Source organism: Acinetobacter sp. YH12112 (genome assembly GCF_013418945.1).
Taxonomy (GTDB): Bacteria; Pseudomonadota; Gammaproteobacteria; order Pseudomonadales; family Moraxellaceae; genus Acinetobacter; species Acinetobacter indicus.
In genome coordinates this window covers 1-14,289 of sequence record NZ_VPBA01000053.1, presented here as the reverse complement: position 1 = coordinate 14,289, position 14,289 = coordinate 1, and the positions used below count along the sequence as shown (strand labels likewise).

The window sequence follows — 14,289 nt, the reverse complement described above, 5'->3', positions numbered from 1 at the left end:
CCGAGCAGACGTGCACAGAAAACAGTAATCAAAGAACGAAATCTGAATCCTGTGCTTGACTTGGAAGTGTCTGTATAGGACATTTCTATTTGGTTATTAGGTAGGACATTTCTACTTAGGAATAACAGCATTTGTATAATAATTTAAAAATCAATTACTTAGAATTTTAACCGTGATCACAAAAACAGCAGAAATCAACTTTTGTAATAAGTTGGTGAGTTTTTAAGCGGATCTGTAACATTTCGCCAGTAAAATTGACTAAAAAAACGATCAATTTGGCAAGCAGAGCCCATTTTATCGGCTTTCAGGATCCGAAACTACCCCCAATTGCTGTGGATAAAATTTAGCCTATTTTGTAGGTTAGAACGCACAAGAATATCGGCTATTTGCGGCTATTCTGAAAACTGGAGTTTTCCTATGATGAACTCATCAGGAACAGGAAGTTCCATAACATAAAACAAAAATTATAAGTTATTGCACATGGACCAGAGGGTACAACAGCACAATCAGCAACGATGAAAAACCCCGGCAGGATGCCGGGGTTTTTTTATTATCTAAACTTTTAAATCAGAGTTGGATGGGCATCCAGAATGCGAATTAAAGTCGCTGCAGGACCAGTCGGATAACGACGGCCTTGTTCCCAGTTTTGCAAGGTTCTCGCACTGATATGTAAACGTGCAGCAAACTCTGCCTGGGTTAAGCCAGTTTTCTCACGTACTTCTTTAATATCTGGTAATTCAAGCTCAGTCACTCGGCTTGCTTTCATTTCATTGCGTTTGATGGCACCAGCTTCTTTGATTGAAGCAACCAGGTCATCAAATAAGTTGTTATCCATGAAATTGCTCCTTCACTAATTGACGTAGGATCGAAGTCTCTTTGTCTGTCAGATTATCTTTCGTAGACTTTGGATAAGCCACTAGGAAAAATATCTGATCATCTTCTGTGACCCAGTAATAGATCACACGGATACCGCCACTTTTACCTTTATTACCTTGAGCACAGCGTACTTTACGAATGCCACCGCCATTCTTGATTAAGTCACCTTTATCAGGCTGTACCAAGAGATCTTGCTGGAGCTGACGATACTCTTCATCACTTACAAGCTCTTTGATTTGCTTGGTAAAAATACTGGTTTCAATGAATAGCATAGGTTTGAGTACGTCAATGGCGTATAAGAATTTTAGCAGTTTTAGAATAAAAAAACGAGAGCTGTGAACTCTCGTTTCGCATAAGCAAAGGCTTACAAATATAAATATTAGGTATAAAAAACCCGCATGATAGCGAGTAGGTCCTGATATTTCATTCAGACTATAGATTTTATAAAAACTATATTTCTAGATGATTTTAAATATTTTTCCACTTAAGGTACTTTGAAAAAGCATTTCAAAACTAGGTCGAATATCTTCACCATCAACGGTGATATGTTTTATATTCAAATGAGATTGTGTGTTGGCAAACTCATGATCCACTGTGGCTTGAATAGCGTGTTTAACGCCAAACTGGTCTTTTACGCTGAGAGTCTGTTTAAACATATATATTTCCTTAAAAAAATTGCAGTGGAAATCCCACATAAATTATTGATGTTTAAAAATTTATCGCTAAGAAACTTTATGATTTAATTTAAATAGCTGATTTAGAGAAGTGTAAAATGTACGGCCATCCAAATTTAAATCAACTTCTATTCCAGATTCCAGTAGAACTCTTTTACCTACTTCGACTTGTTTTAAACCTTGACGTGTATTTTGCATTTTATGTAGAGGAATTAATGAAACAATAATTTCAGTACCATTTTTAGATTTTGCAATTAAATCATTTACTTTTAACAACTTATATCCTATTTTTTAGAGATTTTTTCAATTTTGAAAACATTTTAAAGCATAAAAAAAGCACTTATGAGTGCTTTTTATTACTGCTTATTATTACTTAGATAGCAACAATATTTACAGCATTCGGTCCTTTTTGACCTTGAGCTACACTGAATTCAACTTGCTGGCCTTCAAATAAGGTCTTGAAACCTGAACTCGCGATTTCGCTGAAATGAGCAAAAACGTCTGGACCTGATTCTTGTTGAATGAAACCAAAACCTTTAGTTTCGTTAAACCACTTAACAGTACCTTTAACAACATTTGAGTTTGACATAATATATCCTACTAATTTTTAATAATTTTTTAGTCATTTTATTGACTGATTAATAACTTTGAAAATAATAAAGAATGAGACTTAAAATCTAAAAAACGAAGGATTATGACTAAAACTGCGATACTTAAGGAAGATTTACCGAAACAAGACTTTTTTCTAGTTAAGTTAAATATACAGTAAAAATAAAAATAATCAAGTTTTTTTGATATAAATATTAATTTTTCTTATAAAATCTATATTTTTTTTAAAAATTAATTAAATTCAATAACTTATTTATTATATTATTTAATATTTTCTTTAACATAAAATTTCTTATTCGAAATATAAAGGCTAAGCCTTATCTCGCTCTACAATACTTCAAAGACCTTTTCCTAGACATCTTGGTAAAAAAAACGTATAACACCGTTTTTCAAATTAACAGGTGAACGCGTTGAAACTTGTGCTTGCACCCATGGAAGGCTTAACCGATCCGATCATGCGTGATGTCCTCACGTCTGTCGGCAGCTTCGACTGGTGTGTGACTGAGTTTATTCGGGTCACCGACTCAATCCTGCCCGATCATATCTATCACAGCTATTGCCCGGAATTATTGAACGGCGGTAAAACTGCGGCTGGCACCCCAGTGCATGTGCAGTTTCTGGGCAACAACCCGGACATGCTAGCCGCTAATGCAGTCAAAGTTGCAGCCATGGGCGCACCAGCGATTGACCTGAACTTTGGTTGTCCGGCCAAAACCGTAAACCGTCATCGTGGCGGTTCGGTCCTGCTAGATGAACCGGAAGTGGTACATGAGCTGGTCAAAGCTGTGCGCGATGCCGTGCCGGCACATATTCCGGTTTCTGCCAAAATGCGCTTAGGCTATATGGATCGCAACTTCATGCTGGACAATGCCCATGCCATTGAAGATGCAGGCGCCTCCTGGGTCACGGTCCATGCGCGCACCAAAGCCGATGGTTATACCCCGCCGGCCTTTTGGGATCAGCTGGCCCCGATTCGTGAAGCCTTGAAGATTAATGTGATTGCCAATGGGGAAATCTGGACCAATGCCGATGCCAAACAATGCCAGTTAGAATCGGGCTGTGAAGATTTAATGATTGGTCGTGGTGCCGTCACCACCCCTGACCTCACCCAATGTATCCGCCAGAACTCTGATGCACCCTTACTGAGCTGGCAAGATCTGCTTGATTTGCAAATCCGCTTTATTCACGGTCCGGCCAAAACCGAAATTGGTATGCTGGGGCGTTATAAACAATGGCTGGGCATGATGTCAAAGCATTATCCGGAAGCCAAAGCGCTGTGGGATGAGGTTAAACGCATCAAAAAGCTGGATGAGATTATTGCCACCCTGCAAGCCTCGCAACACGCAGTACCCTGAGCCAAACATTGTCGCGGCTGTTTACAGGGCTTGTCTAACAGCCGTTTGATCACTTTTGTGTAATCATTTTGCAAGCCGCAGGTTAAAAACTCCGGCTGATGACATTGCCCTGAAAATTCAGACAATCTTCTACCCGAGTCCGCTGAACCGGCGCCAGTTGCGCCAGATCAAACCAGCGATATTCGGCATGTTCATCGCTTAGCTGAATCTGTGCATCTTCCGGTACATGACAGCGAAAAATAAAAGCATGGGATTGCACCGCTGCATGAAAATACACACCCGACAAATACCCCACCTGCACCTGACAGCCAATTTCTTCCTGACATTCCCGAATTAAGGCCTCGTGGATGGTTTCCCCCATATCCAGCGCGCCACCCGGTAAGCCCCAGGCCTGATCGGCATAGGTAGCTTTAAGTAACAGCACCTGCTGCTGGGCATTACAAATTACCGCATGCGAACTTAAGCGATAAAAATCATGAAAGGCCAACGAACTGCTCTCCCCTAGTTTTAAACGATAACCTAACGGCCAGATGCAAACAGCCGTATGTGGACAAGGATGCAATCATTAGGAATCTGTCACCACGGCCTGACTTAAATCGGCCTGGCCCAAACGCTGGATTTCCTCCAGCTTCTGTTTGCGTAATCGCTCACTGCTTAAGGTCTCCTGTAAATCCAGCGCCAGTGCTTTCAGCAAATCCAGATCTTCTTCAGACATCTGCCGCACCTGCTTGTCCAGAATACATAAGCTGCCTATGGCCAAGCCCTGTTTGCTTTGAATTGGCACCCCGGCATAAAAACGGATTTTCTGTCTGGCCAGATGAGGATACTGCCGGAAGCGTGGATCACGCTGAATATCTTCAATGACCAGCGCTTCATTCTGATAAACCAGATGGGTACAAATCGATTCTTCACGGCGCTGCGCTGCGTGGATCGGCGACTCCACCGCTTCTGCCAGCGGACTAGCCGGAGTATGCACCTGCCCGGCATCGACCAGCGAAATCTGGGCATATTTCACATCAAAGGCCTGCCGCGCTTCTTCAATATACTGGCTGTAAATTGGCAGCAATTCCGACTGCAATAAATCCAGTTCATGCAAAGCTTGTAAACGTTCAGCCTCATTGTCATGCATCAGTGCCGCCGCCGGGTTTTCCCCTTGTGCCATCAGCAGCATATCCATATTCAGCATCAGTTCATTCACACTATTCACCACAGCTTCAGGCTGAAACAGACGCTCAATCTCATCACGCAAATGCGTCGACTGATTGCCCAGCAAAGCAAACACCAGTTTGATCTGCGGTTTTAGTGTGCGTATCCGGTGGTTCAACAGGCGGATTTGCGCCATCGGTTGCTGATGAAAAATAGTGATACAGATGATGTCGGTCGATTCCGGCACGGCACTCAACACATCCGAGCGCGATTGAATCAAGGCATCGGCATGGCTACAGGCGGCAATCTTTTTCAGGTTCAGACCATGGGCCAGCATGGCAGAGGCCAGCACATCCACCTCCCAACGTGCCCCCAGACACATGACTTTGGGGTTGTTCAGTTCGGTCTGTAGCGGATATTGCTGCTGAAATTCATGATTAAACCGTTTTAAACCCTGATGCATGCGCAAACGGTGTTCGGCGCTGGCCTCGGTATTATGGACCTGCGAAAACAGGCAAATCGCAGGAATCGCCACTTCATCATAGAAATTATTGATTTTCCGGACCAGCGCTTCTTTATTCGTTTTTTTCGGCAGCTCCTGCTGGATATATGCATTAGCCACATCCAGCGCATCATGTACTTCATCGGCCACCAAACGCTGATAAAAACGTTCGGGCGGTGACAGCACCGGGGCACTGCCAATTAACACTTTGACAAAGCCCAACGCCGGAATATAGTGCGACAGCACCAGCAAACAGGCCGTTAACGGTGTTGATAAAATCAGACCAATTGGTCCCCAGATTAAGGTCCAGAAGGTGGCAGCCAGAATAATCGACAAGGTAGTCAGGCCGGTACTTTCGCCATATAACCACGGCTCAATGATGTTATTACTGATCAGCTCCAGCAGCAGAATCAGGCCCAGCGTCCAGAGGAACATATTCCAGCCTGGATCCACCGCAAAAGCCAGCGTTAACGGGAACACCGCAGAAATGATCGGGCCGACATAAGGCACAAAGCGCAGCACCACCGCCAGCATGCCCCACATGATGGCCGCAGGCACGCCAATAAACCACAGTCCGGCTGCCATCGGAATGCCATAGGTGACATTGACCAGCAATTGCATGCGCAAATAGGTACCAATGCGCTGGCCGGCTTCATCCAGCACATCGGTACCAATATTCAAATTACCGCCAAGCAGACGCAACAAGCGGTCATGCAGATCTTTACGGCTAATTAAAATCAGCACCACAAATAAAAATACGATACCAATGGTGGCAATCGGGCTTAAAATCTTGCTGCCCCACGCCATGGCGGCATCGGAAGGACTTTGCTCCAGTCCGACCACCTTGACATTCTGCACACCCTTTTCCTGCTCGACCTGATTGATGCCTTCAAACGAGCTTTCCACCGTATCGAAAGTGGTTTTGGCCCCATCCCAGGCACTAGGGCCAGAGGTTAGCGATTTCACCGTATTCAGTTTTTGCTGAATGGTGTCCTGATATTGCGGTAATTCCTGACTTAAATCCTTGAGCTGAAAACCCAGATAACTGCCCAGTCCAGCCAGCACACTAATGGTGAAAATCATGACAATGGCAATCGACGGCAGCTGTGGCAGCCCCCATTTTTTTAGCCGTGACACCAGCGGTTCCAGCAAAAATGCCAGCAAAATAGCCAGTGCCAGCGGAATCAGCACATCCTGACCAAAATACAGCGCCGCAATAATCACCGCGCTAATCACAAAACCGGCCATCACCCGGACAATATTCTGGGTTTCAATATCCCGCTTGACCCAACTGGCGGCAGATTTTTCCGGCTTCCAGTGATGGGGACGCGGCGGCTTCGCTTCGGGCTGGAGCAGACCCGGTTTATTGTTCTGTTTTCGCATGGCTGGGCACATCCTGTTGCTCTTTATTTATTATTTACGAGCTTCGGCTCTTTATTTCAAATAGATTCCTGTAAAAAAACGCCTAATTTCAGCAAGAAACAGCACAGAAGATGAAGATGGGAAAGTATTGAAAGCAGCAAAATGCCACATACACAACTGTGCCATTGCAAGGGAAAAATATTAAGGATGAATGATGGCTTTGCTGTAAATATCCGGGTCCATTTCCAGAATTTCGACACACAGTTGCAACGTCAATTCATTCTGTGGCGGCAGATAATCCTGCAACACCTCCAGCACGGTCCGGGAAATTTCCTGCTTTAGGGCGGTACTACGGCCTTTTAAAATCGAGATTTTGGCATGCACATAGGCCTGTGCGCTTTCATCCAGTCCAATCACATAGTCCTGCTGGCAGATGGCGCGACTTTTAATATCAGAGGCATTAGCAAACAGGCCATTCTCGACCAGCGTCCGGTTGATACGACTGAGCAAAGGCTTCATTTCAAGCGCCTGCAGCTGATCTGAATATTCAAGATGGATATGTGGCATCAGCCTTCTCCCGATATGGTGCAGATGTGATCTTAAAAATTCAGGGTTTTACCCTGCTTCAAAGCAAGATAAAACCCAAGAGAAACAGTGCGATTATGCTTTTTTCACATATTCCGATTTCAGTTTAATTGCGCCAATACCATCTACTTTACAGTCAATATCATGACCATCTGATGCTTCTGGCAATAGGCGGATATTTTTCACTTTGGTACCCACTTTCACCACAGAAGATGAACCTTTAATTTTCAGGTCTTTAATCACCGTCACGGTATCGCCATCGGCCAGTACATTACCATTGGCATCTTTAATGATGGCGCCGGCCTCGGCTTCTGCCTGCTCCCCTTCTTTCCATTCATGTGCGCATTCAGGACAAATCAGCAAGTCACCATCTTGATAGGTATATTCGGACTGGCATTTTGGGCAATTCGGTAAAGACATAAAAACCTCGAAACGAGCAAAATAAAAAATATAAAGGTCTACTATAACATTTATATTTTTCATCACGTTAAAATCCCTAACCGGTTTAGGGATTAATAACAATATTTGTGTTATTTTCCCGGGTGTTCCAGCAGCTGTTTAAACACCTGCAGATGATTATGCTGTTCGTTTTCTGCTGCGGTTAACAGGGTAATTGGTCCCTTCTGCGCCAGTTGCCGGATTTCCTCCACCGCGTCCAAATGCTGCTGCAACTCTTGCCGATAACGCTGCTGAAACTCGGGCCAGTGCCGCTCAGTATCTTCATGGAACCATTTACGCAGTTCGGTCGAGGGGGTTAAATCCTTCGGCCACAGGTCAATCTGGGCATCGGCTTTTTTGATCCCGCGCGGCCAGATCCGGTCCAGCAGAATCCGGGTACCGTCCTGCTTGCTTACAGCCTGATAAATACGTTTGGTAGCAATGGGCATGGTTTTACTCATCCGGAATGTCAGGGGTCACCAGCAGGCTGAGTAAATCCAGACATTCCTGCCAGCCCAAATAACAGCCATCGACGGGAATGGCATCGGGCAGATTGTCCTGCTGAATCCAGACTTCGGTTCCGACCGATACCGCCTTAAACTCAATTGTGACCTGAATCAGTCCGGGTAAATCCGGGCTATCAAACTCATCCTGATAACGCAGTCGCTGCTCGGGAATCACTTCCAGATACTGCCCGTGAAAACCGTGGCTTTTGCCCGTGCTCAAATTACAAAAGGCAATTTTATATTGACCGTTGACCACGGGTTCAAACTGTTCAATCTGCACGATAAAACCATGTGGCGCCATCCATTTGACTAAAGCATGCGGATCGACAAAGGCCCGATACACCCGTGATAACGGCGCCTGAAATATACGGTGTAACTGTACGCTGTGTTGCATGACATCACCTGTTGACAGCGAATAATTTTCAGTCTACGCCTTCTGCCTTGGGCCTGTGTATGACTTTGGTTGAAGCGAGCGTAAAGCAAAAAAGCATGCGCTCCGGCATGCTTTTTTGTACTAGAAAATGGGGTTAAACTGGATAGTTTTCTTCTTCGTCTTCATCATCATAGACATAGGCCATGCAGCCCCAGCCATCATATTCACCCTGGAACTGGTTGGCGATTTTGGTGAACCATTCTTCTAAATCAACAATATCGGCATAGGCCGGTTCCATATAAACATAAATGGTAATAATCCATTCGGTCACACCAGAATCATCATCCTGAAATAAAGAAATTTTTTGTTCTTCATTTAACAGAAATAAGGCACAACGTTCAGCCTGTTCCTGGTCGGTAAAGGCAATCGAATATTCAATTTCATGTGCCTCGTCCAGATCATCACCATCTTCATGCATTTGCCAAAGTACGTTGCCGTTGTCGTCATCTGGAAATTGTTCATAATCGCGTGACATCATTTTGTCCTTGTTCTGTGTTGTTGTTCTAATGGTCAGCTTACCCTAATTTTGTTGCAGTTCCGAGATAGAGCGCTTAATTTTTTTCTGTTCTATCATCCTGATCTCTATCCGGATCGGCAATCCCCTGTTTTGGGGAGAGCACTCCAAATCGGATCAACTGCTTAAAACGGCACCTGTCCATGAATTTCAACCGCGGCACCGCTTAAAGGCTGAGTAAAAGCCAGATAACTGGCATGCAAGGCCATGCGTTTTAGGGGACTGCGTGCAGGTTCTGGATGATACAGCTTATCGCCGGTAATTGGATGGCCGATATACTGCATATGCACGCGTAGCTGGTGTGAACGTCCGGTAATTGGGGTCAGCAATACCCGGCTGATGTCCATCTCGACATTATAGTCCAGTCCCTGATATAAAGTTTGTGCCGGCTTGCCCAGTTCAAAATGCACCATCTGACGCGGCCGGTTTTCCCAGTCGGTAATTAATGGCACCTCAACTTTGCCATCTCCGTCGAGTTTGCCCTGTACCAGGGCAATATAGTGCTTGGTCACGGTGCGCGCCTGAAACATTTTACTCACCGCTACTTCTGCATCACGATGTTTGGCAAACATCAGAATACCCGAGGTGGCCATATCTAAACGATGGGTAATTTTGGCCTGTGGATAGCGCGCCAACACGCGTAAATAGGCACTGTCCTGATGCTCCGGCAACCGCCCCGGCACCGACAGCAAACCTGCTGGCTTTTCAATCACCACCAGATCATCATCTTCATAGACCAGGACCAGTGGCTCTTGCGGCGGGCAATATACAAAGTTGTCGTTTAAAGGCATGGCGGTACAGCTTGGGAGTCGAAAGCGGGCAAAATATCAAGCGGCCAATCTGCTGTCAATCTATTGAGAAGATAGATATTTAATCTGGAAGCTACTGGAGAGAAATAGTTTTTATTCTCTGGTTTTTCGAGTTTGATTTTTATAGTTCATTGTTCTGGTCATGCACGGAATTTTTTAGGGTGTCAGGGAAAACTTGCTGTTTACTTCAACTATCATCACGTTGTACGTCATGATCTTATAGCCTATAAACTTCTGATCTATAGCGTCCTAAGCCGAATCGAGACCTTTTGGGTGAGTACTGCACTCGCGTTTTGCGCCGCTGACAGCATGCTACTCTTTTCGATCCCGTCACACCCTTGAGAGATATAGTAGTCAAAGCCTGCCGAAATTGTTTTCCGAAGATCAGTCAATTTAAAATATTTTCAGGAAATTTTCCCTAATAAAGCTTAATCACAAGAAATTTTTATACACTAGGTTAAATTCTTCATTTTATTTTGCAGAAAATGGCGATTTTAAGAGAATTTATCTAAGTGATTATGATGGCTCAAGACAGCGGCTGCATCAGTTGAATTAAATTACCACAGCCATCTTCCAGCACGGCAATTTTCACATTGCCAGCCAGCATCGGTGCTTGAGTAAAAACCACACCTAGCGCGAGTAAACGCTGATATTCTGCCTCAAGATCGTTGACCTGAAATGAGGTATAAGCAATACCATCTGCCTTGATGACGGCTTTAAAGGCTTTCGCTGCGGGATGCACATCCGGTTCTAGTAGCAGCTCAACACCATCTGGCTGCTCGGGAGAAACCAGCGTCAACCAGCGATATTCACCCACCGGGACATCCTGTTTTAGCCGAAAACCAAGTATCTGAGTATAAAACTGCAAGGCTTTTTCCTGATCATCGACTATAAGACTGGTGACATAAATTTTCATTGTTCTGCTCGGTAGTTTTTATTTTTTATAGCATAGCTGCTTTCAGTACCCTGTAGGATTCTGGCAAATAAGGTTGCGATAACTGAAAGGAAAATGAAGGTGATTTAAACGAATATAGTGAAATAGGAATAACAAAAAGATAAAGAAGAATAGAGATGTTGAAATTTTTATTTTTAAGGGAGCGGGAAATACTTCAACTATTAAAATGTACTAGCTCAAACCTGATCTGACAGTTACCCATTTTTTATTGTGCCTGTCAGGTTAAATTTGAGCTAAATTTTTCTCAGCCCAAATCCGTTTTCCATCAAGTAAAGTTTCAAGTGGTGTACGACCACAGCACATTTTTCCTTGATGAGTTCGTTCAGTATTATAGAATTTCAGCCAATCGTCTAGATCAACTTGTAATTCTTCCAATGAGCTATAAAGCTTCTTCCTAAATGTAATTTGATAGAACTCCTGCAAAATCGTCTTATGGAAACGCTCACATATACCATTTGTTTGCGGGGAAGCTGCTTTTGTCTTCGTGTGATCAATATCATTAACTGCCAGATACAACTCATAGTCATGTTGTTCTACCTTACCGCAATACTCAGTACCTCTGTCTGTGAGGATGCGAAGCATTGGTAAGTCCTGAGATTGATAAAATGGCAACACACGATCATTGAGTAAATCAGCCGCTGTAATCGGTGTTTTTGTTGTATAGAGCTTGCAATGAACGACCTTGCTATAAGTGTCGATGAATGTTTGTTGGTAGATTCGTCCAACACCTTTGAGATTCCCGACATAAAAGGTGTCTTGCGCGCCTAAATAGCCTGGATGAGCTGTTTCGATTTCACCACAAGCAACGTCATCCTCATGCTTACGTTCAAGTGCCGCAATCTGCTGATCATTTAATTCAATACCATCCTGTGCCACTTTAGCCTCAAGTGCTTTTAAACGCTTCTTAAAGTTTTCTAAATCATGACGAAGCCATATAGAGCGAACCCCACTCCCTGAAACGAATACACCCTTCTTGCGTAATTCATTACTCGTACGGTGCTGACCATATGCGGGATATTGAATTGCGAAATCAATAACAGCCTGTTCAGTAGCATCATCTACACGGTTTTTTAAATTTGGTACTCGACGGGATTTATTGATCAGTGCGTCAATATCACCAGACTTCACTAACTCTTGATAGCGATAAAATGTATCTCTTGAAACACCCATCACTTTGCATGCTCTGGATACATTCTGAAGCTCTTCAGCTAAATTGAGCAGACCTACTTTGTGTTTAATGATTTGATTGTTAGTATGCAACATAAGAAAGTTACCTTTGTTTGATTAAGATTTCGACACCTTTATCAAAACGGGTAACTTTCTCTTTTTCAAGAAGAATGTACGATCAAGTCTGAACTAATACAATTAAAACTTGGTAAGTTCTAACTTTTTGCCTATAAACTTCTGATCTATAGCGTCCTAAGCCGAATCGAGACCTTGTGGGTAAGTACTACACGCACGTGATACGTTACTGGTAGCAATCTACTCTTTTCGATCCCCTTTCACCCTTGAGCAATAGAATAGTCAAAAGCCGGCGGGATTGTTTTCCTAAGCTACGGCGTTTTTTCATCTTTTTGATAATTTTTCTCACATCAAACGGTTTAGATAGAATTTTTTATTTTCAAGCTGCCATAATCATGATTCTTTTTCATGATTCCGTATTTTTCTGGAATATTCAGGCATAGATTATTCTGCCCGGTTCAGGACATTGCAGATCTTTAATCGTGAGGTATCGAGCTGTTTAAAATAACTGTCCTTGAATGAGCTGGGCGCTAAACCACCAGCCACTTAAGGCTGACATGCCACAGAGCAAATTGGCCAAGACTTTATTCAGTTTAGATAAGGTCGATTGATAAATTTTGATATTCAGCATGTAAGCCAGCACGGCATAAACCACCCCAATGGCACCACCAAACAGCACCAGCAGTAACGGCCAACCCGCCAGCAGATGCGCCTTGACCGGCAATTGAGTATAAGAATCGGCAGCTTGAGAGTTTGACATGGCTTTGCTCCTGATGATTTTTCTTTAAAACCAGCATCCACCCGAAAGTGGATGTGGCGCTCCTAGGAAGCATCATGAAGCAAAAAACAGGCCAGTTATTTATTTTAAATACAGCCAGCGAGTATAACGGTTGATATAGGCATTCAGCCCATCGCCATATTGGGCCAGCTGTTTCATATTCTCGACATGCTGCACACCGGCGCTGGCATAGCTATAAGTATAGACCCTGCTATTTTTACGGAACTGAACCCGAATAAACTCTTGACCAATTTCATAATTGGCCACACCAGAGTCATGGTTAAGATCAAGATAATGTTGCAAAGACTGCACCTGAAATATGCTATATGTCTTATTCAATATGAGGATTAATGGCTATTTTTCAAACAAAACCAAACAATAAACACCTTAATTTTTATTATTCCTTTTCAATAAGATAGAACCTCAAACCCACTCAATTTGTATCTTGATTTTGTGCTTTCTTTTTGTAGGGCTTCAACTGTTCTAACACCCTGAAAATTCAGCATATTTTTATTGATCCCATTAAAAAGCCCTATCGTGTGATAGGGCTTTCATTCAAAACAGAGGGTAACTGTTTGAGTGCTGTTGCTTAGGCATTCTTATTGTTAAATTGATTGCCTTGGCATTTGGTACACGGGGGTAAACGGTCTGTACCAATTTCTAAGTAAACGCGATGTCCGCATTGGACACAAAAATAGAAGCCTGTTCCTGGCTTGTCGCCTGCAGTTACCATCTTTGTTCTCCGTATGATTTAGAAATGGTCTATTCAGTATAACCAATCTGTGATGATTGTCTATTGTCCATTTCGACGAGTGATGATGGCGTTTGGGCGAAGGATAATTTTGATAGAAAATTAAGCTGGCTTTACAGAGATTTGGTTATTACTGACTATTTGCTAAACCCATATTTAAAAAACATGTACTGTTTACGCTGCACAATAAATCATTGGAAAGACTCCAGCATCTTTAGCTGCATGGGAGAATGATGAGAGAATCCATAACCACTGTGTTATATTTCCTCTTACTTTCTGCCCCTGTTTAATTTTATTAAATTCGGCTTCGATATAAGATTTTGAAATAAAATTACATGCCAAAATACATTTTCTATGCAATTTTGGATTTTTTAAAATTAAATTAATATCATTTTCAATATTACCAGAACTCTTTCGGATTCTAGAAATATTTGTTTGAACTCCTGTGCCTTCCCCATTAGCTCCTTTTCCACTCTTATAAAAGCCTGCTAAACTATTAGAATTTTTAAAAACTATTTGCTTACTAGTAAAGTGCATATTTCCAAGGTTTTTAATTCCTTGACCTACTACATCTTGCAATTGACTCGCAGAATTTGTTACATCTTTTGAATATTTTGAATGTATAAAGGCTTTGTTGCACAAAGATTTGAAATGCAAAGCGCCCCTAATTGAGCCAAATTTAAGGCGTAACTTGGGTAAGTGGGCGACCTAATTCCGTAAATCTGTTAAGGACTGCTACACGTGCATGGATCTC

The 14,289-nt window shown here is 42.9% G+C and carries 20 protein-coding genes; 1 reads left to right on the top strand and 19 read right to left on the bottom strand.

Annotated features, from left to right (window positions below; all coding sequences use genetic code 11):
• Positions 1-562: 562 nt before the first annotated feature.
• The 5 genes from nadS to FTU50_RS14115 all read right to left on the bottom strand — a co-directional run bounded on the left by nadS (position 563) and on the right by FTU50_RS14115 (position 2,139).
• Complete coding sequence (gene nadS, locus FTU50_RS14135) at positions 563-835, bottom strand: NadS family protein (RefSeq protein WP_004896911.1); 273 nt, start codon at positions 833-835, stop codon at positions 563-565.
• Positions 828-1,148, bottom strand: a complete 321-nt coding sequence (locus FTU50_RS14130; RefSeq protein ID WP_004755868.1) for a type II toxin-antitoxin system RelE/ParE family toxin — start codon at positions 1,146-1,148, stop codon at positions 828-830. Before FTU50_RS14130 ends, nadS begins: the two co-directional genes overlap by 8 nt.
• A gap of 186 nt (positions 1,149-1,334) precedes the next feature.
• Positions 1,335-1,532 (bottom strand): hypothetical protein, encoded by a 198-nt coding sequence (locus tag FTU50_RS14125; RefSeq protein WP_000476222.1) that lies wholly within the window; start codon positions 1,530-1,532, stop codon positions 1,335-1,337.
• A 66-nt stretch (positions 1,533-1,598) separates the two neighbouring features.
• Positions 1,599-1,826, bottom strand: a complete 228-nt coding sequence (locus FTU50_RS14120; protein WP_168407436.1) for a hypothetical protein — start codon at positions 1,824-1,826, stop codon at positions 1,599-1,601.
• Between the two features lie 97 nt (positions 1,827-1,923).
• Positions 1,924-2,139, bottom strand: a complete 216-nt coding sequence (locus FTU50_RS14115; RefSeq protein WP_000071892.1) for a cold-shock protein — start codon at positions 2,137-2,139, stop codon at positions 1,924-1,926.
• Positions 2,140-2,569: 430 nt separating this feature from the next.
• Between FTU50_RS14115 and FTU50_RS14110 the strand changes: the two genes are divergently transcribed.
• Positions 2,570-3,514 (top strand): tRNA-dihydrouridine synthase, encoded by a 945-nt coding sequence (locus tag FTU50_RS14110; protein ID WP_180046438.1) that lies wholly within the window; start codon positions 2,570-2,572, stop codon positions 3,512-3,514.
• 82 nt (positions 3,515-3,596) lie between these two features.
• Here the strand turns inward: FTU50_RS14110 and FTU50_RS14105 are convergent, their stop codons facing one another.
• The 14 genes from FTU50_RS14105 to FTU50_RS14040 all read right to left on the bottom strand — a co-directional run bounded on the left by FTU50_RS14105 (position 3,597) and on the right by FTU50_RS14040 (position 14,192).
• Entirely contained in the window at positions 3,597-4,001 is a 405-nt protein-coding gene (locus FTU50_RS14105) for an NUDIX hydrolase (protein WP_005175886.1), read from the bottom strand.
• A gap of 78 nt (positions 4,002-4,079) precedes the next feature.
• Positions 4,080-6,545, bottom strand: a complete 2,466-nt coding sequence (locus FTU50_RS14100; RefSeq protein WP_180046440.1) for an AI-2E family transporter — start codon at positions 6,543-6,545, stop codon at positions 4,080-4,082.
• A gap of 180 nt (positions 6,546-6,725) precedes the next feature.
• A complete protein-coding gene (locus FTU50_RS14095; protein ID WP_005175881.1) occupies positions 6,726-7,091 on the bottom strand; it encodes a 5-carboxymethyl-2-hydroxymuconate Delta-isomerase in 366 nt (121 codons plus the stop codon).
• Between the two features lie 93 nt (positions 7,092-7,184).
• The gene (locus FTU50_RS14090; RefSeq protein WP_016659847.1) at positions 7,185-7,529 is read right to left on the bottom strand and encodes a zinc ribbon domain-containing protein YjdM; all 345 of its coding nucleotides are present in this window, start codon (positions 7,527-7,529) and stop codon (positions 7,185-7,187) included.
• A gap of 110 nt (positions 7,530-7,639) precedes the next feature.
• On the bottom strand, positions 7,640-7,996 hold the full coding sequence (locus FTU50_RS14085) for a DUF488 domain-containing protein (protein ID WP_005175875.1): 357 nt from the start codon (positions 7,994-7,996) through the stop codon (positions 7,640-7,642).
• Between the two features lie 4 nt (positions 7,997-8,000).
• The gene (locus FTU50_RS14080; RefSeq protein WP_180046443.1) at positions 8,001-8,447 is read right to left on the bottom strand and encodes an SRPBCC family protein; all 447 of its coding nucleotides are present in this window, start codon (positions 8,445-8,447) and stop codon (positions 8,001-8,003) included.
• Positions 8,448-8,580: 133 nt separating this feature from the next.
• Complete coding sequence (locus FTU50_RS14075; protein WP_016659844.1) at positions 8,581-8,961, bottom strand: ribonuclease E inhibitor RraB; 381 nt, start codon at positions 8,959-8,961, stop codon at positions 8,581-8,583.
• 164 nt (positions 8,962-9,125) lie between these two features.
• On the bottom strand, positions 9,126-9,791 hold the full coding sequence (locus tag FTU50_RS14070) for a pseudouridine synthase (protein ID WP_180046445.1): 666 nt from the start codon (positions 9,789-9,791) through the stop codon (positions 9,126-9,128).
• A 544-nt stretch (positions 9,792-10,335) separates the two neighbouring features.
• The gene (locus FTU50_RS14065; RefSeq protein ID WP_180046447.1) at positions 10,336-10,725 is read right to left on the bottom strand and encodes a VOC family protein; all 390 of its coding nucleotides are present in this window, start codon (positions 10,723-10,725) and stop codon (positions 10,336-10,338) included.
• A gap of 261 nt (positions 10,726-10,986) precedes the next feature.
• Positions 10,987-12,027 carry an IS481 family transposase gene (locus tag FTU50_RS14060; RefSeq protein WP_004642076.1) on the bottom strand — a complete coding sequence of 347 codons (1,041 nt, stop codon included), beginning with the start codon at positions 12,025-12,027 and terminating at the stop codon, positions 10,987-10,989.
• A gap of 478 nt (positions 12,028-12,505) precedes the next feature.
• Positions 12,506-12,766: a hypothetical protein gene (locus FTU50_RS14055; protein ID WP_016659841.1), complete on the bottom strand. Its 261-nt coding sequence runs from the start codon at positions 12,764-12,766 to the stop codon at positions 12,506-12,508.
• Between the two features lie 99 nt (positions 12,767-12,865).
• Entirely contained in the window at positions 12,866-13,087 is a 222-nt protein-coding gene (locus FTU50_RS14050; protein ID WP_005175863.1) for a hypothetical protein, read from the bottom strand.
• 286 nt (positions 13,088-13,373) lie between these two features.
• Entirely contained in the window at positions 13,374-13,517 is a 144-nt protein-coding gene (locus tag FTU50_RS14045; RefSeq protein ID WP_075167893.1) for a zinc ribbon-containing protein, read from the bottom strand.
• A gap of 192 nt (positions 13,518-13,709) precedes the next feature.
• On the bottom strand, positions 13,710-14,192 hold the full coding sequence (locus FTU50_RS14040) for a hypothetical protein (protein ID WP_257222853.1): 483 nt from the start codon (positions 14,190-14,192) through the stop codon (positions 13,710-13,712).
• Between the last annotated feature and the right edge of the window lie 97 nt (positions 14,193-14,289).